This window comes from cyanobacterium endosymbiont of Epithemia clementina EcSB, from assembly GCF_029919255.1.
Lineage (GTDB): Bacteria > Cyanobacteriota > Cyanobacteriia > Cyanobacteriales > Microcystaceae > Rippkaea.
The window spans coordinates 760,831-782,768 of record NZ_CP123991.1 but is presented as its reverse complement, the minus strand read 5'-3'; the positions used below and the strand labels follow the sequence as shown (position 1 = coordinate 782,768).

20 protein-coding genes and 1 pseudogene are annotated in these 21,938 nt (G+C 36.5%); 5 read left to right on the top strand and 16 right to left on the bottom strand.

Annotated elements, in window-relative coordinates:
* Positions 1–2,185 precede the first annotated feature (2,185 nt).
* Positions 2,186–2,749: a DUF2808 domain-containing protein gene (locus tag P3F56_RS02590; RefSeq protein ID WP_281153250.1), complete on the bottom strand. Its 564-nt coding sequence runs from the start codon at positions 2,747–2,749 to the stop codon at positions 2,186–2,188.
* A 217-nt stretch (positions 2,750–2,966) separates the two neighbouring features.
* Between P3F56_RS02590 and P3F56_RS02585 the strand changes: the two genes are divergently transcribed.
* From P3F56_RS02585 to P3F56_RS02570, 3 genes are all read left to right on the top strand, one after another.
* Positions 2,967–4,232, top strand: a complete 1,266-nt coding sequence (locus tag P3F56_RS02585; protein WP_281153249.1) for a glycosyltransferase family protein — start codon at positions 2,967–2,969, stop codon at positions 4,230–4,232.
* 137 nt (positions 4,233–4,369) lie between these two features.
* On the top strand, positions 4,370–5,008 hold the full coding sequence (locus P3F56_RS02580) for a hypothetical protein (RefSeq protein ID WP_281153248.1): 639 nt from the start codon (positions 4,370–4,372) through the stop codon (positions 5,006–5,008).
* A 1,205-nt stretch (positions 5,009–6,213) separates the two neighbouring features.
* On the top strand, positions 6,214–6,483 hold the full coding sequence (locus P3F56_RS02570; RefSeq protein WP_281153247.1) for a YggT family protein: 270 nt from the start codon (positions 6,214–6,216) through the stop codon (positions 6,481–6,483).
* 654 nt (positions 6,484–7,137) lie between these two features.
* Here P3F56_RS02570 and frr read toward each other — a convergent pair.
* Positions 7,138–7,686, bottom strand: coding sequence for a ribosome recycling factor (gene frr, locus P3F56_RS02565; RefSeq protein ID WP_281153246.1), 549 nt, complete (start codon positions 7,684–7,686; stop codon positions 7,138–7,140).
* Positions 7,673–8,395: a UMP kinase gene (gene pyrH, locus P3F56_RS02560; protein ID WP_281153245.1), complete on the bottom strand. Its 723-nt coding sequence runs from the start codon at positions 8,393–8,395 to the stop codon at positions 7,673–7,675. Before pyrH ends, frr begins: the two co-directional genes overlap by 14 nt.
* 553 nt (positions 8,396–8,948) lie before the next feature.
* Between pyrH and cysH the strand changes: the two genes are divergently transcribed.
* The gene (cysH, locus tag P3F56_RS02555) at positions 8,949–9,779 is read left to right on the top strand and encodes a phosphoadenosine phosphosulfate reductase (protein WP_281153244.1); all 831 of its coding nucleotides are present in this window, start codon (positions 8,949–8,951) and stop codon (positions 9,777–9,779) included.
* A 161-nt stretch (positions 9,780–9,940) separates the two neighbouring features.
* Here the strand turns inward: cysH and P3F56_RS02550 are convergent, their stop codons facing one another.
* Together P3F56_RS02550 and P3F56_RS02545 are read right to left on the bottom strand one after the other, a co-directional pair.
* Positions 9,941–12,646, bottom strand: coding sequence for a DNA polymerase III subunit alpha (locus P3F56_RS02550; protein ID WP_281153243.1), 2,706 nt, complete (start codon positions 12,644–12,646; stop codon positions 9,941–9,943).
* Between the two features lie 66 nt (positions 12,647–12,712).
* Positions 12,713–13,666 (bottom strand): cation diffusion facilitator family transporter, encoded by a 954-nt coding sequence (locus tag P3F56_RS02545; RefSeq protein ID WP_281153242.1) that lies wholly within the window; start codon positions 13,664–13,666, stop codon positions 12,713–12,715.
* Between the two features lie 1,219 nt (positions 13,667–14,885).
* On the opposite strand from P3F56_RS02545, the pseudogene P3F56_RS02540 reads away from it, so the two are divergent.
* Positions 14,886–15,179, top strand: a pseudogene (locus tag P3F56_RS02540) (DUF1257 domain-containing protein); the annotation flags it as partial.
* A gap of 15 nt (positions 15,180–15,194) precedes the next feature.
* Here P3F56_RS02540 and prfA read toward each other — a convergent pair.
* The 11 genes from prfA to infA form a co-directional block, all read right to left on the bottom strand.
* Positions 15,195–16,307 (bottom strand): peptide chain release factor 1, encoded by a 1,113-nt coding sequence (gene prfA / locus P3F56_RS02535; protein WP_281153241.1) that lies wholly within the window; start codon positions 16,305–16,307, stop codon positions 15,195–15,197.
* Between the two features lie 529 nt (positions 16,308–16,836).
* Positions 16,837–17,094, bottom strand: coding sequence for a 50S ribosomal protein L31 (gene rpmE / locus P3F56_RS02530; RefSeq protein WP_281153240.1), 258 nt, complete (start codon positions 17,092–17,094; stop codon positions 16,837–16,839).
* A 50-nt stretch (positions 17,095–17,144) separates the two neighbouring features.
* Entirely contained in the window at positions 17,145–17,558 is a 414-nt protein-coding gene (gene rpsI / locus P3F56_RS02525; protein ID WP_281153239.1) for a 30S ribosomal protein S9, read from the bottom strand.
* A complete protein-coding gene (gene rplM / locus P3F56_RS02520) occupies positions 17,558–18,016 on the bottom strand; it encodes a 50S ribosomal protein L13 (RefSeq protein ID WP_281153238.1) in 459 nt (152 codons plus the stop codon). The genes rpsI and rplM overlap by 1 nt, the downstream gene beginning before the upstream one ends.
* Positions 18,017–18,046: 30 nt before the next feature.
* On the bottom strand, positions 18,047–18,946 hold the full coding sequence (gene truA / locus P3F56_RS02515; protein WP_281153237.1) for a tRNA pseudouridine(38-40) synthase TruA: 900 nt from the start codon (positions 18,944–18,946) through the stop codon (positions 18,047–18,049).
* 27 nt (positions 18,947–18,973) lie between these two features.
* Positions 18,974–19,324 carry a 50S ribosomal protein L17 gene (gene rplQ / locus P3F56_RS02510; RefSeq protein WP_281153236.1) on the bottom strand — a complete coding sequence of 117 codons (351 nt, stop codon included), beginning with the start codon at positions 19,322–19,324 and terminating at the stop codon, positions 18,974–18,976.
* A gap of 94 nt (positions 19,325–19,418) precedes the next feature.
* Entirely contained in the window at positions 19,419–20,363 is a 945-nt protein-coding gene (locus P3F56_RS02505; RefSeq protein WP_281153235.1) for a DNA-directed RNA polymerase subunit alpha, read from the bottom strand.
* A gap of 100 nt (positions 20,364–20,463) precedes the next feature.
* A complete protein-coding gene (rpsK, locus tag P3F56_RS02500; RefSeq protein ID WP_281153234.1) occupies positions 20,464–20,856 on the bottom strand; it encodes a 30S ribosomal protein S11 in 393 nt (130 codons plus the stop codon).
* Between the two features lie 48 nt (positions 20,857–20,904).
* Positions 20,905–21,288 carry a 30S ribosomal protein S13 gene (gene rpsM / locus P3F56_RS02495; RefSeq protein ID WP_281153233.1) on the bottom strand — a complete coding sequence of 128 codons (384 nt, stop codon included), beginning with the start codon at positions 21,286–21,288 and terminating at the stop codon, positions 20,905–20,907.
* A gap of 71 nt (positions 21,289–21,359) precedes the next feature.
* Entirely contained in the window at positions 21,360–21,473 is a 114-nt protein-coding gene (rpmJ, locus tag P3F56_RS02490) for a 50S ribosomal protein L36 (protein WP_119260920.1), read from the bottom strand.
* Between the two features lie 116 nt (positions 21,474–21,589).
* Positions 21,590–21,817, bottom strand: coding sequence for a translation initiation factor IF-1 (infA, locus tag P3F56_RS02485; protein ID WP_085433775.1), 228 nt, complete (start codon positions 21,815–21,817; stop codon positions 21,590–21,592).
* Positions 21,818–21,938 lie beyond the last annotated feature (121 nt).

Below are 21,938 nucleotides of genomic sequence, written 5' to 3'. Positions count from 1 at the left end.
CTTTAAAATAAAAAGTAATGCTTAGTGAAGAAAAAAATTAAAAAATATGAATTAAGTTCTAAATAAACTAGCTCAAAAATAGAAAATAATGATGCCAAACAGTTGCCAAGAATATTAGATTTTCTAAATAAAGTCTATGTCAAAAAACGCCAATTAAAAAGAATGCCAAAAAAATCTACTTAAAAAAGATGTATTATTACGAGGCAATTGGGAGAAGATTAATTCACAAAAAATTCATTACTATACAAAATTTATAGTGAATACTCCAAAGAAGACTGTTTTATGAATAAATAATTTATTAAAATAAATTAATCAGTCAACAAAATATGAGTTTAACGATATAACTATAGAAAATTTTTCTAGGTAAATAAATATAAGTAATCAGTTAAATAAAAAGGTTAATAAAATAGATAATTATATATATGCTTAATAAGTAAATTAATAATTGTTTATGCTATCTAATTATTGGCAGTGATATTTAACTAAATTTAGTTTAATTTTCTGATGATATTTCACATAATTATAGTCCTAATAGATTAAGTCCTTAAAGATTAAGTCTTCTTTTTAAGAAGATAAAAAAACTTATCTTAAGTTTGTATTATTAATACTAACTTATATAATTTTTCTTTGTTAATACATAAAAAATAGTATAATAATTTTATTAATTAAAATATAAGCTAAATAAAGTAATAATAGTTTACTGGGCGGAGAAGTACTTTTTTAAATAAAAAAACAGGTAATGTACAAAAGGCTTGATATTTGATATCATGACCAGTAAGAAGCAATTATAGTAATAATAACTTTACTTGTTATCAGATAAACAATTGTCATAGTTTTTTTATCTTTAATAAATGCTGTTATCAAGAAATAAAATAACAGTACTATTTTAATTTTTAATCGAAGTTATTTATGCCACTAAGCAAAAATATTATTTACTTTTCTAAGTATAAAATAAATAATAAAAACGTCGAGTTAACACTATCAATTATAGTACTAATTTATAATTAAAATTTACACAAAAAAACATTTAAATAACATAAAAAGAGTAAAAAAAATATATTATGTTTTAGGAATTAGTTGTAATACTTTGTATTCATAATTATGATAAGCAAAAAAACACAGAAATTATACAGCAATTACTAATAGATAGTTATATAAAACTACCTAAAATATTATCTAATATAGATAATATTTTAGGTAGTTTTGAAGTAAAATTCTAATAATAAACTAAAAAATAGTACAACTATGTATAACAATATCACTTTATATAAAAAAATATGTATATAAAATTAGAAATAGCTTGAAAACTATAAATACAAAGAAAAGATAAAATAAGAGAATAAAATTTTAAAAAATGCTAAAAAATAAAAAATATCTAACTAAAGCTTAATTTTTTATGTAAATAAATTACATCCAGTTCTAGAAGATAAATATGTAAAGCAATAAAATATAAAAATAAAAGGAAAAATGTTATTTACACTAGTAACTTGAAAGGTTAAAAAATCTTTGCTTAGTTAACTGTAGAAAGAGGTTATAACAGGGATTTATTTTAGACTTAGTTATCTTACTTAACGTTTAATCACTCAATTTAAACTAGGATATATTTTTTTGAGATAAAACTACGTTAATACTTTCTACCTTACTAGACCAAACTTAAATAAAATCAAGAATTGATAGTCTTTTGTAAAAAATTAGCTAAGACAAATAGTATCTAAATTTGAAACACTTGAAGAACGTATGGATATTTTTCTTAGAAACCACCATTATATTTTTGCGTAGTGCTATGGAGCACATAATGATTCAGTCAAGATTCAAAACTAAATTTTACATCCAAAGTACCAAATTTCAATAAATACTACTTACTTTTCTCTGCATAACTCTTCATCAAACGTTTTTGAATAAAAATAGGACAGAAGGCTAAAGAGTTTGTCAAAAAAATTTTTTAATGACTCGTAAACTTCCAGAATATCTAAATTTAATAATGGTGTTACTTTACACAGCTAAATTTTTTAAAAAAATCTTAAATAATGAACAAAGGTGTCTATTTTAAAAAATTGTTTGAATACATGTATGAAATTCCAACGTAGGGTGGATATAACTTGATTTGTTTCCCTAAATAAGGGTCAACAGCCGTCAACCCTTATCATTGTCTAATTTTTATTTAGGAATTTCGACCATTAAAAACTTAAACTCTTTCAATTGATACAATCCAAGTTCCTATATACATACGAATGGGGATATCTCCTGAACTCAGAACGTCACAAATTAAGTAATAAGTACCATTGCTAGGGTTTTTTACACCAGAAAAGACAATTTCCGCTTTTTGACTAGCCTCGACAGGTGTTTCTAGCTCAATTTCGACGACACGACTTTCTTTATCCCAATGGACCTCCTTTAAAGGTAAAGACTCGCCGTCAACACGAACTTCTACTTTATCAAGATTAAATTTTCCATCGAATTTAGGCCTTTCGAGATAAGAGATAAAAAACTTACTTGCCCCTTGAGTCAACTTTTTCCCTGGGACATAGAGTCTATACCGTTCTCCCACTTGTCTAGGGCGGCCATTAAAGTCCAAATGATAATCGAGAATATCTTTACGGTCCTCAACTCCACTAAAAATTGTTAGTCCAGGATTACTTCCTGCCCAAGTTAGAGCTTGAACACCGGTAAATAAACAACCAGACAAAATTAAAGTAGAAATCAGACGCTTAGAAAGAAAGATTGCAGACAATAAATGATTCTTATTCATAATTTATTTCTTTAGCTAAAGGCGTTTTAGGGGCAGATTAAGCAAATCCACTCTTTGGGTCTTAGGATAGCAAATGTCTCCCCATTATGGGGAGGAAATAAGATAATCCTCTGAGTGTCGAAACTTCAGTAGAAGAATTTTTGTCAGGGAAGCGATTGCTACGCTCAAAATCTTATAAAGATGAGGTATTCTTGCAAAAAAGGATCAACAACTATCAATGCAACCAGCTGATATTCTCATTTTGTCTAACGGGCCAGGGGAAATGACCACCTGGGTACGTCCTGTGGTAAAAGCTATACGTAAAACTATAAGCTCGGATCGCTCTCAAGTACGTATTTCTGTAGTGTTATCCCCTTGTCCTCATGCTACGGGCCAAGAAGCTGCCATCGCGCGTCGTTACCTGGAAGTTGATCGGGTTCAGTCAAGTGAACACTTTTTTAATTTTTTATTCTGGGGAAAAACAGCTGAAGATTGGAACTGGCATAAACACGGCATTGTCCTATTTCTAGGAGGTGATCAATTTTATCCAATACTACTCGGTAAACGATTAGGATACCGCACCGTCATTTATGCAGAACGGGAGGCCCGTTGGTATCGTTGGATTGATCGCTTTGGAGTCATGAATGCAGATGTGATTAAGCCTATTCCCAAATCCCATCAACATAAACTGACTGTAGTAGGGGATTTAATGGCTGATTTGACCCCAAATTCTGTAAGTTCATCCAAAATTGATCCTTTCCCAACTATTGGAATTTTACCCGGGTCGAAACCAGGAAAATTGATGCAGGGGATTCCTTTATGTTTGGCGATTGCCGAACAAGTTTATCAACAAAACCCCAGAACCCGCTTTATTCTTCCTGTTGCCCCCACCTTGGATTTATCCATCCTAGCCAGCTTTGCTGATTCGATTCAAAATCCTATGGTAATGAAGATGGGAGGAGTGTGTGCAAAATTAGTCATGGCTAGTGCTGACCAATCTACCTCCCCTCGACTAGAGACTCCTAATGGACTTCAAGTAGAATTGATTACTCAATTTCCTGCCTACAATCACCTCTGCAATTGTTGTTTAGCCTTAACCACTGTAGGGGCTAACACAGCTGAATTAGGAGCATTAGGGATTCCGATGATCGTCTTACTCCCTACCCAACAACTCGATGCTATGCGGACTTGGGATGGGATTCCAGGAATTTTAGCCAGTTTACCTTTAGTAGGGAGAGCTTTCGCTAAGACTATCAATTTAATGATACTTAAACAGGGACGACTATTCGCTTGGCCTAATCTTTGGGCTAATGAAGAAATTGTGCCGGAATTAGTAGGGGAACTTGAACCAACTGATGTCGCAGAATTAATCTTGGATTGGTTAGCCAATCCTATTCAACTAGCAGAAATCCGTGAGCGCTTATTACAGGTTAGAGGACAGCCAGGAGCAGCAACTGAGCTTACCAACATCCTTAAGGAACAACTAAATTTACTCAATTCTTGATCTAAAATTGAGCTATAACTTCCTTTAGTTTAAGTGGCTTTTTGTAAAAAAATCAACTAATGAGGGAAGACAAATGTTAAGATATTTCGAGTCTTCATAAGTTGTTTTACCAAAACTCGGCTCGAGCGAGTTCTGCTATGTTAAAGGTGTTAATGCGCTGCTTTAGTTTGAATCGTCTAATGGTTGCCTTACTAGCCTTGGGAATCACCCAGTCACATCCAATACAAGCTCAAACGCCCTCTGTTAGCCCTAATAATAGTGAGGTGCTTGGATCTACCCCAGATAATGGAGGAGAAATCACAGATGAAGATCTTAGTAATCCCACTAATTTGCGTCCCCTAACTCAAGCTGACAGTTTGCTTAGCTCACAAGGAGCTCAAAGACTCGTTTCAGAAGCTAATAAAGCTGTTAATGCTGAAAACTATGACCTAGCGGCCAGTAAACTCCAGCAAGCTCGCACGATTTTTAATCAGTTGTCTAATTTCTATTTACAACTAGCCAATAGTTTTTCAGGAATTGATAGTAAGATTTATCAACATCAACGTGAGAGCGCGCTAGAAACAGGTCAGATGAGAGATTCTGCCACGTATCAATTAGCTCTTGTTCACCGAGCACAAGACAAACCAGAATTGGCTGTTCCTTTGTTGGTTCAAGTCATTCGTTCCCAAGATCCTACAAGTGATTTAGGAAAAAAATGTTATCGGCAGTTGTATGAATTAGGATTTGTTGATATGCCTTTTGGGACTTCTTCGACAGCTACAACTCCAAATAACTGAATTTACTCGTTAAAAAAATTTTTTGAACCAGTTCATCATGGTCACTTACACTGTGAACTGTTCTATTTTTTTTGCTGCCAAAACAAATTTACAATAGCTTTTAACTAGGCGAAGGTAGTTAGTATTGTTTTTCCAAACTATACATTATAAAACTGCTTTAGTACAAAAATGTAAATTAAGGTAGGTAGAGTTAATGAACTAACAGGTTTTAAGGAGCTTAAGTTAGTCAAGTTAAGGAGTAGCTAGTCAGGGAATTAAGCCTGCTACCAGTTCCGGAGATAAAGAGCATTTTAATAAAACAAGAAGCTTTTTACCTCCGTTTACCAAACATAAATTATCGGTGATCATCGGTAATCAAATAGCCAAAAAAATTTATTTAAATGTCTCAACTCTTCCGCTTTAATCAACCCTGATTAAAGCGGAAGAGTTGTTGTTTTTAATCTCTGGTTCAAGTAATGCTTCTTTTGGTAAATATTTAAGTCTAAAAATCGGAACTTAACCATAAACCCAAAGCAGAAACTTCTGCAGTCGAAGTCGAGAGTAAAATGGCTTTATTTGAGGAAACATCTAACAACACAACAGAATATGTAGGGCTCAAAAAAAAGTTAAAGATGGATATATAAGACAGCGATAAAAGCGAAATATAAAATTTGTCTAGAAACAATTAGAAGTATTAAAAAAGCTGTAATTGAAACAGAAGTAGAGGTTAGTCCAAGTAGACAAGAAACCCTAACTTTAAAGCAGGAACTTATACTTTTAGTTTAACAAGCTAAATAGCCTGGAGACTCCATAGAATAGCATCGTTAAGGGGGTCGAGATGACCTAGCTGATAAAGAAGCTCAAGGACTAGTGATTATTGAAATAATATTTATTATTGAAATTTATTTATCAGCCCAAGTCTTTGAATACGAAATTAGCTAAATTATCGATTAAATTATTATAAACGTTGGTGCAACGCCTCTTACAAGATATGGGGAAAATAATGAACCCGGCCATACAATGGCTAAAGAGTAAGGCTAATGTAAAAAAAGTTCAAGTGTCAGTTAAAACAAAACTTACTTAAGAACTGTTTGAAACGGCTTTTGATATAATCGTGATCAACTCAATCGGGGGGGTGTTCCCCTCAGTTTGTGATTGAAGAATCGAATTTGATATAAGATCAACCTGTACAACGGTAATCAATTCACTAAGGAGCATTGTAACTTATGGCTGCTGCGTTAATTATTGAAACTCTAATCAATTTCATCAACATATATCTACTGTTGATTTTTATTAGAATCTTACTATCTTGGTTCCAAACCACTGAGTGGGCTTACAGTATAATGGCTTTCTTAAGCCCTATTACTGACCCTTACCTCAACATTTTTCGGTCTATTATCCCTACCTTAGGCGGCTTGGATATGTCTCCCCTTTTAGCAATTTTAGCATTGCAATTTATTTCTTCTATACTGACCCAGGTTCCTGCTATCTTCTAGCTTGAGTAACCATTATAGGCTTCACTTTCCTAGAAAATAGGGGTCACTTGAGTGGTAACCTCAGACGCTTTAAATTGTCTTAATTTAAGGGGGGTCAGTTAATTAGCTGGAACCGTAATCCTTAGTTTAAACTTGCTGACCCCTGGGGAAACTTCAGTAATTGAACCTATACAATTTAGATGTTACAACACTTGCTCATCATTAGTGTTTAAAATGCCTCGAAAAACATCAGTATAATAAACAGTTTTTCCTAATGTATTTTTAGCTTTTTGGGTCGCCATATAACAACTAGTAGATGACTTGTAAATGCGGTTAGTGACATGCTTTTCAGGCAGTCAAAAGGTACTGTTTCGATAATCCATCTTAAATACTTTGATTTAAGTAAGGGGAATCCTCAATGGAGTTATAAACCAAATTTAATAGCGATAGTAGAAAGGAAAATATAACAGTTGTGATTGCTCGAAATTTTATAGATATTTGTTCATCTTAATGAATTATTTCTTTTAGTTCAACGTCGATTCCGACACCTCCTGCTTTCAAAAAGCAGGAGATAGATTTTTGTTGATAAAGTTTCTTTTCCAGTAAGGACCTAATTTATGAGGTTAATCCCCTACTTAGACTGACTTAAGGCAAGTATACATAGTACTTAGTCGACTAGACTGTCATAATATCTTTTTCCTTGATTTTTAATAAATCATCGATTTTTGTCGTAAATTTATCAGTTATTTTCTGAATCTCATTCTGTAAATCACGGGATTCATCCTCAGAAATATCATTATTTTTTTCTTGTTTACGAACCATATCAATGGAATCTCGACGTATATTCCGAATGGCTACCTTTCCCTCTTCAGCCAACTTTCCGGCTAATTTAACCATTTCTTTACGCCTTTCTTCGGTTAAGGGAGGGATATTTAAACGAATGACCTTACCATCATTATTTGGGGTTAAACCAATATCCGAAAGGCTAACAGCTTTTTCAATTGCTCCCATACTATTCTTATCGTAGGGCAATATATTAATGCTACTGGAATCAGGAATGCTAATATTGGCTAGTTGATTTAGGGGAGTTTCTGTCCCATAGTATTCAACCGTTATCCTATCAAGAAGTGAAGCATTAGCCCTTCCTGTTCTAATGGTATTGAAAGACCGTTGAGTGGCCTCAATGGATTTTTGCATATTATCTTCAAGTTCAGCTAACTTCACAGAAACCTCCCACAAGTGTTCCAACCGCCTCTCCTTTGATAGCTCGAAGGATGTTGCCTCGAACTGAGAGATCAAAGACAACGATTGGGATATTATTTTCTTTACAAAGAGCGATCGCCGTTCCATCCATTACCCGTAGATCATTAGCTAATACATGACCGTAGGTCAGACTTTGATAACGACGAGCCTTCGGATTAATAGTGGGATCACTATCGTAAATCCCATCGACTTTTGTAGCCTTAAAAACCACCTCCGCATCAATTTCGGCAGCCCGGAGCGCGGCTGTGGTGTCAGTGGTAAAAAAGGGATTTCCTGAGCCAGCCCCAAAAATGACTACGCGTCCCTTTTCAAGATGGCGGATAGCACGACGACGAATATAGGGTTCAGCCACTTCCTGCATAGCGATTGCTGTGAGGACTCGTGTAGGGATTCCCATCTGTTCGAGGGCATCTTGCAACGTCATAGCATTCATAACTGTAGCAATCATACCAATGTAGTCAGCTGTTGCTCGATCCATCCCGGCCGAAGCCGCTTTGACTCCACGAAAGATGTTCCCTCCCCCAACAACGATAGCCAATTGGGTGCCATGCTCAATGACATCTGAAATTTCCTGAGCAATTTCGGACACCACTTTAGGGTCAATGCCATAGCCTAGGTTGCCTATCAAGGCCTCGCCGCTTAGTTTAACTAATACTCGGTGGTAAGTCATCCCTCTGTTGCTACTGTTGAATTGAACCTAGAGTTTACGTTTAATTGACACTCCCACCGGTGAAACCGCGCAGGATTCTTGCTTCATTGGGTTTGTCTTGTTCAGAAAGCAAGGTTTCCAAACTCGCTCCAGATTCCCCTCTACAAGCATTTGTTTAACTTCTACTGGCTGTCCAACAGCAGAGTGTTTTTTGCAACATGATTGATTTGAGTAGATATGTCAACTCAAGTCAAATCAGTTACAGTTTCTAGACAATCATATCGCTCAATGACTCCTGGGTCTATCGATTAAGTATTTTAGTAAAGCTCAATCTTAAAAAAAGCTAATGAATTAGCTACAGGAGTTGTCCTTTTGGGAACTACGATACAATAGTCCCATGACTGTGCTAAATTTTGGTTAAAATCAAACTTTTAGAAGGATCAAAAACCTAGATGTCAAATTGCCGAATCACCTTAGCAATTGCTAAGGTGAGGGCGTCGATGGGATCGTTCGACTTTGATGGATACCATTACTTAACTTTAAGATTGTTGAACTCCAGGGAAAAAGTTACCGAATGCCCCATATTGATCGGCTCAACTCCCAAATACAAGTAAATGGTACTCAAACTATCTCCGTTCAGGGTTCTCAACCACATCACACTCCTCTTAGAAGTGGTCTTGATTTACCAGCAACCAATCAACTCCTATCCGATACTAATGCCCAAAATGTAGTCGAGTGGTCTGCCACTACATTCGGAGATGGATTAGTGATGAGTACCAGCTTTGGTATCCAAGCGGCAGTCATGCTCCATTTAGTAACTCAAGTTGTCCCTCATATTCCGGTAATTTGGGTTGACACTGGATATCTTCCGGCAGAAACCTATCGTTTTGCTGAGGAATTAAGCAAACGGTTAAACCTTAATTTGAGGATATATCAATCTCCCCTTACCCCCGGCCGTATGGAAGCTCTCTATGGGAAACTGTGGGACAAAAAAGATTTGGACTCTCTTAACCTATATGATCAGATCCGGAAGGTAGAACCAATGCAAAGGGCGTTACTTGAATTGAATGCCACAGCTTGGTTAGCAGGGTTACGTCGAGCTCAAACGAGTCATCGGAAATCTTTAGAACGGGTAGAACAACAAGGAAACTATTATAAGGTTCACCCGATTTTACATTGGGATTCCCGTGATATTTATCAGTATTTAATAGTCCACAATTTACCCTATCATCCCTATTTTGACAAAGGATATGTGTCGGTTGGAGATTGGCATTCAAGTCGTCCTATGATAGCAGGAGATGAAAGCGAACGAGATGGACGTTTTCACGGACTAAAGCAGGAGTGCGGGTTGCATTTACCTTTAACGCCTGAGGCCGCACAAAGTTTAGATTCAAGTACCTTGTAATCTGCAACCAAGCATCATAATTGAGTTAACAAAACCGGCTCTCCTAAGACCGACTGCTACAAGGTCATAATAAACAAAAGTTAGCAGTTATGCCTTACAGGTTTTACGGAATACAGTCAGTTTATGGTTCTCTTCTTTAGAAGAGAACCATAAACTTTTCATTAATTATTTTCGATTTGACGAGGTTCTGTTGTCGCTGGACCGGGTAAAATTTTCCTCAACTCTAATCCTTGTTCGAAGATGTCATGGATAGGGAACATTTTACCTTCGGCAGTCATAAATTTGTGGTCTTTTGTTGCTCGAATGATGGCACCGTCCTCAAGACAATATTCAAAGATTTCTTGCTGACCTCGTGAATGCCATTGTTGAATAGGTTGAGTATAAACAAAGCCATTTTTGTCTACCGTATAAATATTACAGTCGAGACTTTCCTCCACCACTTTACCGATGGGAATTGCTCCATACTCGACGGTCAATACTTCCGTATCATAACTTAAACAATATTCCGCAAACTTAACCATTTGTTCGTACAAATTTTCTGCAACATTCCTAGGAACTCCATTTTTAGTCGATCCATCAATAAAAATCTCTCGATGCTTTTTCATTTCTGAGATTTTCTTTTTTCCCATTGCGCGACGTAATAAATCTGCTTCTCCTAAAGAATAACCAGCTAAATCTTGTGCCATCTTCATGATTTGTTCTTGATAAACTAAGACAGCATAGGTTTCCTTAAGAATAGATTCCAATAAATAATGTTCATATTGAATCGCTTCTTTTCCATGTTTACGATCAATAAATTTAGGAATGAGTCCCGCATCCAAAGGACCAGGACGATAAAGAGCTAAAATAGAAGAAATATCTTCAATTCCTGATGGTTTTAGATCTTTAACAATCTGCTTCATTCCTGATGATTCTAACTGAAAAATTCCTTCTAAGTCTCCTCTTGCTAAAAGTTTATAGGTTTTGTCTATATCATCTGGAAGTTTTTTAGCGGTTCCTTTAGCAATGATTTGTAAGGCTTTTCTTTCTTCTAAAGGTAATTGATCTAAATCTAAATCTAGATTTCTATTTTGCTTAACTAAATCTGCTGTTTTCTGAATAGTTGTTAGATTTCTTAACCCTAAGAAATCCATTTTTAACAACCCTAGGGACTCTAAATCTTCCATGAAATACTGAGTAATAACTGCTCCTTCATTATTCTTTTGAAGAGGAACAACTTCGTCTAAAGGTTCAGAAGAAATAACTACACCTGCAGCATGAACTCCAAAGGTTTTATTGGTTCCTTCAATGCGAATTGCCATCTCCACCCAATTACGCACAGGAATTTGACCAATCACATTTCCTTTATCATCTTTAATATCTACTTCTTGACTATCATAAGCTTCTTTAAATTTTGGCTCTGGAGTTTCATCAGAAATCATTACTTTTAATTTAGTAGGTTTTCCCCGTGAAACCGGAATCATTTTCGCCATTTTATCGGAGTCTGCATAGGGAATATTTAACACTCTAGCTACATCTTTTAAAACCGCTTTAGAAGTCATACGGTTAAAAGTTATAATTTGAGCAACATTAGCTTTTCCATATTTTTCAGTAACATATTTAATCATTTCATCCCGTCTTTCAATACAAAAATCTGTATCAACATCGGGCATAGATTTCCGTTCAGGATTTAAAAATCTTTCAAATAAAAGTCCGTGATGAACTGGATCTATATTAGTTATTTTCAAAGAATAAGCAACTAAGGAACCTGCAGCCGATCCTCTTCCGGGTCCAACAGGAATTTTATGATCTCTTGCATATTTAATATAATCCCAAACTACTAAAAAATAAGTTGAAAATCCCATTCTTTGTAACATCTTTAATTCATATTCTAATCTTTCCTTATAGTTGTCTGGTATTTCTTCACGCAAACGACATTTTAGCCTTTTTGTTAACCCTTCCCAAGTTATTTCTTCAATGTAACTATCAGGATTATGTCCTGAAGGAACGGGATAATTAGGAATGCGAGGTTCTCCAAAAATATTTTTATAATGTTCAATTTTATCAGCAACTTCTAAGGTATTATTTATTGCTTCTTCAATCACACTATCAGGAAGATGATCTCTGAATAATAACCTCATTTCTTCGGCAGATTTGAGATATTCAGTCCCACTATATCTAAGACGTTTATCTTCTGTAATTAACTTCTGTGTTTGAATACAAAGTAACGCATCATGAGCTTCTACATCATAGCAAGAGATAAAATGAGAGTCATTAGTTGCAATAATTTTAATGTTTAATTTATCGGCAATTTCAACAATCTCTCGATTAACAATTCGATCTTCTTGTGAACCATGATCTTGGATTTCTAGGTAAAAGTCGTCTTTAAATATTTTTTGATACCATTTAGCAATTCGTTTAGCTTCTTTTAAATCTCCTGCTAAAATTTTTTGGGGAATTTCCCCTCCTATACAAGCACTCGTAACAATCAATCCTTCATAATATTGCTCTAATAATTCTTTATTGATACAAGGACGAGAAAAAATTCCCTTTCCCTGAATACCTTTGAGGTGAGATATAGTTGTTAACTTTACTAAATTTCTATAGCCTTGGGTATTCTTAGCTAAGACAACTTGATGATATCGTCGATGACGTTGATTAACTTCAATATCTTCATTGATAACATACATTTCATTGCCAATAATTGGTTTAATTCCTTTATTACGGCAAACTTTCATGAGTTCGATCACTCCATACATTACTCCATGATCCGTTAGAGCAATCGCTGGCATTTCTAATTCCACAGCACGATCAACTAAAGCATTGAGTTGAGACGCTCCATCAAGTAGACTATATTCACTGTGAATATGTAAACCAACAAAAGACATAAAATTCCTCTTAAAAATAAAAATGGTTTTTTAATTGATTGTTTATTAATCGAAAATATTGATTATTTACTCTGAAACTCTCTCCGTTGGTTCTAATTTACAAGTATATTGTGAATCGCCTAATTCAACTTGTAGTGTTGAATGAGCGATGCCAAAGTTATTATGTAACTCCTGACAAATTTGGGATAAAAATTTGTCACCTGGATGACCTTGAGGAATAACTAAATGTGCTGTTAAGGCAGTTTCTGTGGTACTAATTCCCCAAATATGTAAGTCATGAATTTGAGTTACCCCTGTAAATTCAGACAAATAAGTGTAAACAACACGCTCATCAATTTTAGTAGGAACTCCATCGACTACTAAGTGAAAGGACTCTTTTAACAGTTCCCAGCTGTTGACAATAATCAATACACTAATAATTAAGCTAAATGCTGGATCTAGCCAAGACCAACGAGTTAGGATAATCCCAATTCCTGCCAAAACAACCCCAACCGATACCATAGCATCTGCTACCATATGGGAGAATACAGCCTTGATGTTAATATCATTTCGACGACCTGAGAAAAACATTAAGGCAGTACCAATATTAATAATAATACCTATCGCTGCTATCCAAATAATTGGATTACTTTGCACATCCACAGGATAGAACAATCGCTCAAGTGCCTCCCAAGCTATTCCCCCTGTCACTAGTAATAAAGACACTGCATTCAAAAATGCGGCTAAAATTGACGATTTTCGACAACCATAGATCTTTCGGCTCGATGGTTGTCGGCGGGCGACCAAATTAGCTGCCCATGCTAAAATCAGCCCTAAAACATCACTTAAATTATGTCCTGCATCTGCCGTCAAGGCAACTGAGTTGGCTATAAACCCCCCTATAAACTCAATTAATACAAAACTTGTATTGAGCAGTAACCCAACAACAAAGGCACGATTGTAACTAGTAGGATTATGATGATGTCCATGACCTGTAGCAGAATGTCCATCGTAAGAGTTAATATGATGATGGCGTGTCATTTATGGAATCATAGAAATACAATTTGACCTAGTTTAATCTAAAGTAATAATAACTGTCTTTGTTTTTTTAAAATATAAAGTTTGTAGTAATGTTCGTTTTTAAACTAAATCTAAATATTTTTATAGATTAAGTTATAATCTATAAGGGACCATAAGCCATCTAATTTTAATTATTTGTATATCTACAATTAATTCTAATATATACTATTCTTCAATATAGTATTCTTATCAATTCAAAACTATCCTAGATTAGGTAAAGATAAAAAACGTTTTTACTAGAGTTAAAAATAAATACTAGGTTTAAAAAAACCTAGTATTTATTTTTAACTGTCTTGTTGATAATTAACACCACAAATATAAAGTTCAGTGGTTAAGGTCAATAAGAGAGGAAGGTAAAATCTCTAGAATGATTTCCTACTTAATATTTTTTTACTGGTAAAATTTATTATCAATCACGGCTTTTTATTCTAATAATTCTAATTTTTTTGAGTTTCTTGATTTATTTTCTAGTTTATTTTACTCGTTTTTTAACAAAAAGACAAAATTTATAATTAATTGGTTAATTAGCTCTTCTTGAAAGAGAAATAGTATAAACATATCTCAAAACTATATGTCTGGTTTATAAAAAAGTAGAGATAAATAAATTTTTAGCGATGTTTAGTAGATTCATATATTGGATGAATATCTGTATTTCATATATATAAAAAATATTTTTTATGGTTGTTTTTTTAAAATTTAACTAGATATGTAGAGTACTTTTACTATTGGTCTACCTTATCCTTATAACCATACACAATAACATTCTTCCTCATTCCTATTGTCATCTCTAGTGTACTCTCAATTTTCTCCTATAAGACTATGATGAGGAAAATAACGAAAAAAGTTTTCTAAAATCAAGGCTGACATTATTTTTTTCAATTCAACAAGACATAGATACAATGCCCTAAGTATTTTATCTATGTCTTGGTTTTTCAGCTTTTTCTTTATTTGTTAACTATTCATTGCCAGAATACTATTGTACGAACATTACTTCTACAACAACTCGACATTACTTTGAGAAATAACTAGTGTCAAGGACGTGAACTCGGGTTGTACTAACTAAAGTGATATGCAGAACAAGCAAAAAATCAGACGATATCTTTTTCCAGGAACCAGTTGGCAGCTCGAGGTCAGAGTCGCCACAGACGAGCATTCAATCTCGGTATTTACATTATAGGCTAAAGCTGATGTCCATAGTTACGACGGACAGCATGCTCGTTCCGACATTGTAGCTGTTCTCGAGGACGAATATGATCTCGCTTAGTCCCGTAACAGCGATAGGACTTTCTACTTAATTGCTGACCTATGGGGTGTTGCTAAGAAGTACAACCAAACTGAACTCATCAATTCTATCAAACAAAAGTACGATGTTAACAACACTCTCGCCGACGTTAAACAGCAATTTCTACGAAATGTTAACCTTAAATTCATTAATAGCGGCGTGAAGACAGTGAGTGATTTTCATCATAATTAGACATTATCAACCTGATTAGTTGATTGCCTCAGCTATTTCTGGGAAAGCTGCTAATTCTTCTAAACGTTCCTGTTGATCCTGACTAATACAAATTTGGATTATATCCTCAATATCTCCTTCCAGAGCACCACCAAGAGCAAAATTTTGACCTAAACGATGATCCGTTATCCGATTGTCTTTATAATTATAAGTCCGAATTTTCTCAGAACGTGCCCCTGTTCCTACCTGAGACTTACGCATCGAACTAACCGCGTTTTGTTGTTCCCGTAACTTTACTTCGTATAACTTTGCTCGTAAAATTTGCATTGCTCGTTCACGGTTTTGTAGTTGCGAACGCTCTTCTGTGCAGAATATACGGATACCCAAAGGTTTATAAAATAAATCTACTGCCGTTTCTACCTTGTTGACATTTTGTCCCCCTGCGCCCCCTGAACGTGCTGTGGATATCTCAATATCTTTGGGATCAATATCGATCTCCACTTCATCCACTTCTGGCATAATTGCCACCGTTGCGGTTGAAGTGTGAATCCGTCCTCCTGCTTCTGTAACAGGAACGCGTTGTACCCGATGAACTCCAGCTTCAAATTTAAGTTTACTATAAACCTGTTCCCCTTGAATTTCAAGAATAGCTTCCTTAAACCCGCCCATGTCCGCCAGGGACTCACTCACTAGTTTAACCATCCATTTCTGACCTTCTGCATAGCGAGAATACATCCTTACTAAATCTCCAGCCCAAATACTGGCTTCATCGCCTCCAGTACCAGCACGAATTTCTAGCATGATATTCTTATCATCGTTAGGATCTCGAGGAAGTAACAGGATTTTTAGTTTTTTTTCTAAATCTTCTGACTTTTTTTGTAACTCCTCCACTTCTAGGGAAGCCATTTCTCTCATTTCGAAATCACCTCCGGCATCTTTGAGAATTTGTTTAGCCCCTGTTAACTCTTCTTGAGTTTCTTTCCAAATCTCATAAGTGAGAACAGTTTCTTCTAAAGATGAACGCGCCTTAGCCACCCGTTGAAGTTCATCAGGGTTGGTGGCAATGTCAGGATCTGCTAGACGGTAGGTTAATTCTTTATAGGTTTGTTCAACAGATTGTAACTTTTCTAAAAGATAGGACTCAGCCATAGGATTCTCTTAACTTTAATACTTCTAATTTAACAATAACAAGATTATGTCAAGGGATTTGTTTTCAACTCGGTTTGAATCAACTAAAAAATTACGATATCTGTTTAGTAGACTGAAGATAATAAACTTTTTTAGTGTTTTTTGTTTGTATGACAAACTAACGGTATTTGAAGTGGAACTTTTATGATATGACTAAACTACATGGCAGCTACTAATTGAACTTTTCAAGATGGAACCATTTTTAGTTCACCGTTGTGGAAGAATAACTTTACTAGTAATAAATTGTTTCTTTACCCACTAAAAATATATATATGAAAAATGTATACATAAGTATAAATTAAGATAAAATGGGGATTTTTTTGTAGAAATCTTAACCAGAGAGTCTCTAGACAGCCAAATTCGTTAATAACCTATAGATTAGCACATCAAATTCCTTTGATATTCTAAACACAGCATATTTTCTCGTCTTTATCTCAAAAAATATTAACCCAGCAGAAACTCTGCTGGGCCACTAATATCAATCACGTTGCTATTTTTTAGAAGCATCAGATTTTTTTTCAGATTTTTTGTTGCCTCCTTTACTAAAATTTCCATACCGCTTTTGGAAGCGATCAATTCGTCCTTCCGTATCGATCATCTTCTGAGTTCCAGTGTAAAAAGGGTGATTTCCCGACCAAACTTCCACATTAATTTCGGGTCGAGTCGATCCTACTTTCATCACAACTTCCCCATTACACATTACTTCCGATTCGGGATACCAAGTGGGGTGAATGTCTGGTTTAGCCATAAAACTCCTTATGCTATGATTGACTAGTGGTTTTTGACAAAAATCGTGAATTATCGTTTTGAGTATTGAGGGGCCTTACGAGCTTTATGTAAGCCGTATTTCTTACGTTCTTTCGCCCGAGGATCACGAGTTAAATATCCTTCAACTTTTAGGGGTTGGCGGTTTTCAGGAGCTAACTCACATAAAGCTCTCGCTATCCCCAATTTGACGGCATCCGCTTGACCAGTCAACCCTCCTCCATGAGAGGTGACTAAAATATCATAGTCATTTTCTAGTCCCAAGGTTTCTAACGGAGCCTTGATCGACTGAATATAGGAAGCAATTCGGTTAAAGTAAATGTTCCCAGGTTTTCCATTAACGGTGAGTTCACCACCACCAGGTACTAAACGAACCCTTGCGATCGCTGATTTACGACGTCCAGTTCCCCAATAAACGACTTTATCTTCAGACGCAGTAGCTTGCATTAATTTTTTCCTCCATTAGGAATAGTATTAATATTAAGTGCTTCAGGATGTTGTGCTTGATGAGGATGGGTCGCTCCGGTATACACTTTGAGTTTTGTAAACAACTTACGACCCAAGGCATTTTTGGGGAGCATCCCCTTGACAGCCTTTTCAAGAATTCTCTCAGGAATACGAGCTTGAAGTTTTTCAAAGGTCTCTATTTTCATTCCTCCCGGTCGACCTGAATGACGACGGTAGAGTTTCTGAGTGTTTTTTCTACCGGTTACCATGACTTTTTCGGCATTGACTACAATAACAAAATCTCCTGTATCCATATGAGGAGCAAAAGTTGGTTTATTTTTCCCCCGTAAAACTTTTGCAATCTCACAAGCCAAACGTCCCAAACGTTGGTTGGTTGCATCGACAACATACCATTTATGTTCGATATTTTCTAGGGTTGAAGTTAGGGTTTTATTCATGGAGAACTCAGTGAGTAATTAAGATAAAGTTTATTTTATTGAGTTTTCTAGGAACTGATGGCACACATCTATAGGCTGCTCAGCCACAGAAAACTGTGGTTCAAAACTTTGATGAAACACAAAAAAGGGTTGGGTATCAAACCAAACACTACAGGGAAAAGGAAAATCTTGATAACCTATTCGCAGCAAACATAATCCTTTAGCTGGAGCAGAATATTTAACCTCTTCTCTTCGTTGATTCATCCAAATATCGGTAAAATTATCAGCAGAACGCTTACCACTGCCTACTTCAACTAACATTCCCACTAATAAACGCACCATCCCATACAAAAAACCATTGGCTTGAATTTCTAGATGAATAAAGGGTCCTTGTCGGTAACAATGAGCGGCTTGAATCTCAACCCAACAATGATCACGATGGGAACCTGCGCGACAAAAAGCCGCTAGATGATGTTTTCCAATCAAGGGTTTAAGAGCCGTGTTCATTAGAGATTCATTCAAGGGCGAATGATAATAATGCCAACTAAAGGGTTTTACAAATAGGTTTGGCTGCTTTTCGGTATAAAAAGTATAGCGATAGCGTCGCCACTGGGCCGAAAAACGAGCGTGCCAGTTTTCAGTAACGAGAGCCGAAGCTCGAATGAGAATATCTTCGGGTAGACGAGAATTGAGAATATCTGCCCATCGAGTGGAAGGAATGGGACTAGAATAGTCGAAGTGAGCCACTTGAGCGGCTGCGTGAACTCCTGCATCTGTTCGTCCTGCACCGTGTAAGGTAACTTTGGTTTCAAGGACTTGGGTGATCGCAGTTTCAATTTCTGCTTGAACCGTTCGCCGATTGGGCTGCCATTGCCAACCATGAAAGCAACTCCCCAAATATTGAATAACCAGGGCTACTCGTTGTTTTTCTAGTGGTTGGGTTCGGTTCATAAACTCGGTAACAAATTTCAGAACAATTTAGACAAGTTCAATAATAGCCATTTCGGCATTATCTCCGCGACGGCGCAGGGTTCGAGCGACTCGAGTGTAACCACCATTGCGATTGCTATAGCGGTCTTTGGCCTCTGCAAATAGGGCATGAACTAACTGTTTATCGTATATATAGCCTATTGCTCTGCGTCTAGCTGCTAGGGAGCCGTCTTTTGCTAAGGTAATCATTCTTTCTACCTCAGAGCGTACAGCTTTAGCTCGAGTTTTAGTAGTTGTAATTTGACCATGACGGATTAACTCTGTTGTGAGTGATCTTAACAAAGCTTTCCGCTGGTCTGCTGGCTTGCCCAGTTGGGGAACGCGACATTGATGACGCATGATTTTTACTCCTCCTAAAGTAAATTGTAATGTAATGAGTCAAGTTTAAGTCCTCAAATTTTCAGTGTGCAACACTGAGGTCTGAGGACTAATATCAGGGTTTAGCTTTTTCTTGAGGTAAGGTAATGCCCAACCGCTTTTGTAAGGCTTCAATCACTTCTTCAGCAGACTTCTGCCCAAAATTCTTAATTTCGAGAAGATCTTCTTGACTATAATCCAATAAATCTGCGACTGTATTTATCTGTGCCCTTTTTAGACAATTGTAAGCTCGCACTGAAAGTTGTAGTTCTTCAATAGGAATCTGACTTTGAGGATTGTCGTCATCTTGATAATCAGGAGGACTAGTTTCAAGTTGATTAAGATCTTTAAGGGGACTAAATAAATCGACTACAATCTCTGCTGCCTCAGAAAGAGCATCTTTTGGATTAAAACTGCCATTCGTCCAAATCTCCAAAATCAGTCGATCTTTAGGCTCAGCTCCATCTCCCCTAATGTCTTCTACACTATAATTAACTTTGGTTACCGGCATAAAAACCGCATCAATCTGTAAAAAATCCAGAGAAGGAGATTCATCTTTTTGACGGTAAATTCCCTTATATCCAGTTCCTTTTTCAACTCGAAACTCCATTTCCAACTTTGACCCTTCTGTCAGGGTAGCAATATACTGGGTTGGATCAACAGCTTCTACTTCTGAGGGTAACTCAAAATTTGCCGCAGTTACTGTGGCTGCTCCTATCGCTACTAGGCGACCAATTTGCGGTTGATCACTATAACTTTTAAGGGCAATTTCCTTCATGTTTAACATGATTTCTAGTACATCTTCTCTAACCCCTGGAATGGTGGCAAACTCGTGGTTAACTCCCGCAATGCGAATCGCCGTAACCGATGCTCCCTCTAGATTAGCTAGCAATACTCGCCTTAGAGCATTACCCATTGTCGTCCCTTGTCCTCGTTCTAGAGGCTCCAGGACAAACTTACTGTATTGACTTTGGTTTTTTTGAGTCTTAGACTCAACACACTCAATTTGAAACTGCGCCACGACCATGACCTCCCTTCATTGTCAAATGCCCCTACGACGCGGATTCGCGCCTTGTCCAACGCCAACTTTTTATGTTTTTTGAAAGATTTATGACTGCTGGCTAAACTCGGCGTCGTTTTGGTGGACGACAGCCGTTGTGAGGTATAGGGGTAACATCCCGAATAAGAGTAATTTCTAGCCCTGCACCTTGAAGAGCACGAATAGCTGTTTCACGTCCTGCCCCTGGCCCACTGACCATGACCTCAATTTGTCGCATTCCATGATCAATTGCTCGTCTACCGGCTGAATCGGCCGCGGTCTGTGCCGCAAAAGGAGTCCCTTTTTTTGCCCCCTTAAAACCGCTTGAGCCAGCTGATGCCCAAGAAACGACGTCACCTTTCGTATCAGCAATGGTAACGATAGTATTATTAAAGGTAGATTGGATGTGAGCAATGCCATTAGGAACGTTTTTCTTCTGCTTCTTTGCACCGCTTTTTTTTGTTGGTCGCGCCATAGTTCTTTACTGAATTTTCTGTCTAAATCAATTACCAATAGAAACTCATTATTTTTTAGAGGGGGCTTTTTTCTTCCCAGCAACGGTAAGTCTTCTACCGCGACGAGTACGGGCATTGGTCCTAGTCCGTTGTCCTCTTACTGGCAGTCCTTGACGATGACGACGGCCTCTATAGGTCCCAATATCTGCTAAACGCTTGATATTCATTGCCTCCCAACGTCTCAAATCTCCTTCGATTTGATAGTTTGCTTCGATGTAAGCACGTAAGGTAGCAATGTCTTCATCACTTAAATCTCTAACCCGAGTATCAGGATTAACCCCTGTTTCTGCTAAAATTTCTTGAGATCTCGATAGACCAATGCCAAATAAATAAGTTAGGCCAATCTCCACCCGTTTATCCCGAGGCAGGTCTACACCAGCTATCCTTGCCACGTTTTTTCTCCCTCTACAATATTGCTGTTTGCGTTTTTAGAAATTGTTTCACTTTTGTGTAACGACAACGACTAACCTTGACGCTGCTTGTGTTTAGGATTGGTACAAAGTACCATCACCCGCCCACGTCGTCGGATAACCCGACATTTATCACACATTCTCTTGACTGATGCTCTAACTTTCATTTTGGTTTCTACAGCTTTGACTGCAAGCTTATTATTATAGCAACAATTGTCTTCAAATTTAGCTAATTTAACAAATTTTTTAAGGAATTGTTATCGAGCTTCAGCTGACTAACCTCTTATTTTTTTGTTTTTAGCCGATAAGTAATTCTTCCTTTAGTTAGGTCGTAAGGAGTTAATTCAACCTTCACGCGATCACCTGGCAGAATTTTAATATAGTTACGGCGGATTTTCCCTGAAATGTGAGCTAACACATTAAACCCGTTGTCAAGATCGACTCTAAACATAGCATTAGGGAGGGATTCTGTTACTGTTCCCTCCATTTCAATTAAATCTTGTTTGGACAAAAGATTAAGCCTCAAATGGTACACTTTAAAAAAGATTAGGTAAATACCTACGCTAGGAATGGACAAATCTAAGTAGTCCGACGTGTGATCCCTGTAGACTATTCCCCGCCTATTTTATCAG

What these genes read in the sequence shown, in the direction of transcription:
- rplQ (WP_281153236.1), bottom strand. Translation starts at nt 19,324, where the DNA reads ATGCGTCATCAATGTCGCGTTCCCCAACTGGGCAAGCCAGCAGACCAG.
- P3F56_RS02550 (WP_281153243.1), bottom strand. Translation starts at nt 12,646, where the DNA reads ATGTCTTTTGTTGGTTTACATATTCACAGTGAATATAGTCTACTTGAT.
- cysH (WP_281153244.1), top strand. Translation starts at nt 8,949, where the DNA reads ATGCCCCATATTGATCGGCTCAACTCCCAAATACAAGTAAATGGTACT.
- rpsI (WP_281153239.1), bottom strand. Translation starts at nt 17,558, where the DNA reads ATGCAAGCTACTGCGTCTGAAGATAAAGTCGTTTATTGGGGAACTGGA.
- rpsK (WP_281153234.1), bottom strand. Translation starts at nt 20,856, where the DNA reads ATGGCGCGACCAACAAAAAAAAGCGGTGCAAAGAAGCAGAAGAAAAAC.
- rpmJ (WP_119260920.1), bottom strand. Translation starts at nt 21,473, where the DNA reads ATGAAAGTTAGAGCATCAGTCAAGAGAATGTGTGATAAATGTCGGGTT.
- P3F56_RS02545 (WP_281153242.1), bottom strand. Translation starts at nt 13,666, where the DNA reads ATGACACGCCATCATCATATTAACTCTTACGATGGACATTCTGCTACA.
- rplM (WP_281153238.1), bottom strand. Translation starts at nt 18,016, where the DNA reads ATGAATAAAACCCTAACTTCAACCCTAGAAAATATCGAACATAAATGG.
- prfA (WP_281153241.1), bottom strand. Translation starts at nt 16,307, where the DNA reads ATGGCTGAGTCCTATCTTTTAGAAAAGTTACAATCTGTTGAACAAACC.
- P3F56_RS02590 (WP_281153250.1), bottom strand. Translation starts at nt 2,749, where the DNA reads ATGAATAAGAATCATTTATTGTCTGCAATCTTTCTTTCTAAGCGTCTG.
- P3F56_RS02585 (WP_281153249.1), top strand. Translation starts at nt 2,967, where the DNA reads ATGCAACCAGCTGATATTCTCATTTTGTCTAACGGGCCAGGGGAAATG.
- rpmE (WP_281153240.1), bottom strand. Translation starts at nt 17,094, where the DNA reads ATGGCTAAACCAGACATTCACCCCACTTGGTATCCCGAATCGGAAGTA.
- pyrH (WP_281153245.1), bottom strand. Translation starts at nt 8,395, where the DNA reads ATGACTTACCACCGAGTATTAGTTAAACTAAGCGGCGAGGCCTTGATA.
- P3F56_RS02570 (WP_281153247.1), top strand. Translation starts at nt 6,214, where the DNA reads ATGGCTGCTGCGTTAATTATTGAAACTCTAATCAATTTCATCAACATA.
- P3F56_RS02580 (WP_281153248.1), top strand. Translation starts at nt 4,370, where the DNA reads ATGTTAAAGGTGTTAATGCGCTGCTTTAGTTTGAATCGTCTAATGGTT.
- truA (WP_281153237.1), bottom strand. Translation starts at nt 18,946, where the DNA reads ATGAACCGAACCCAACCACTAGAAAAACAACGAGTAGCCCTGGTTATT.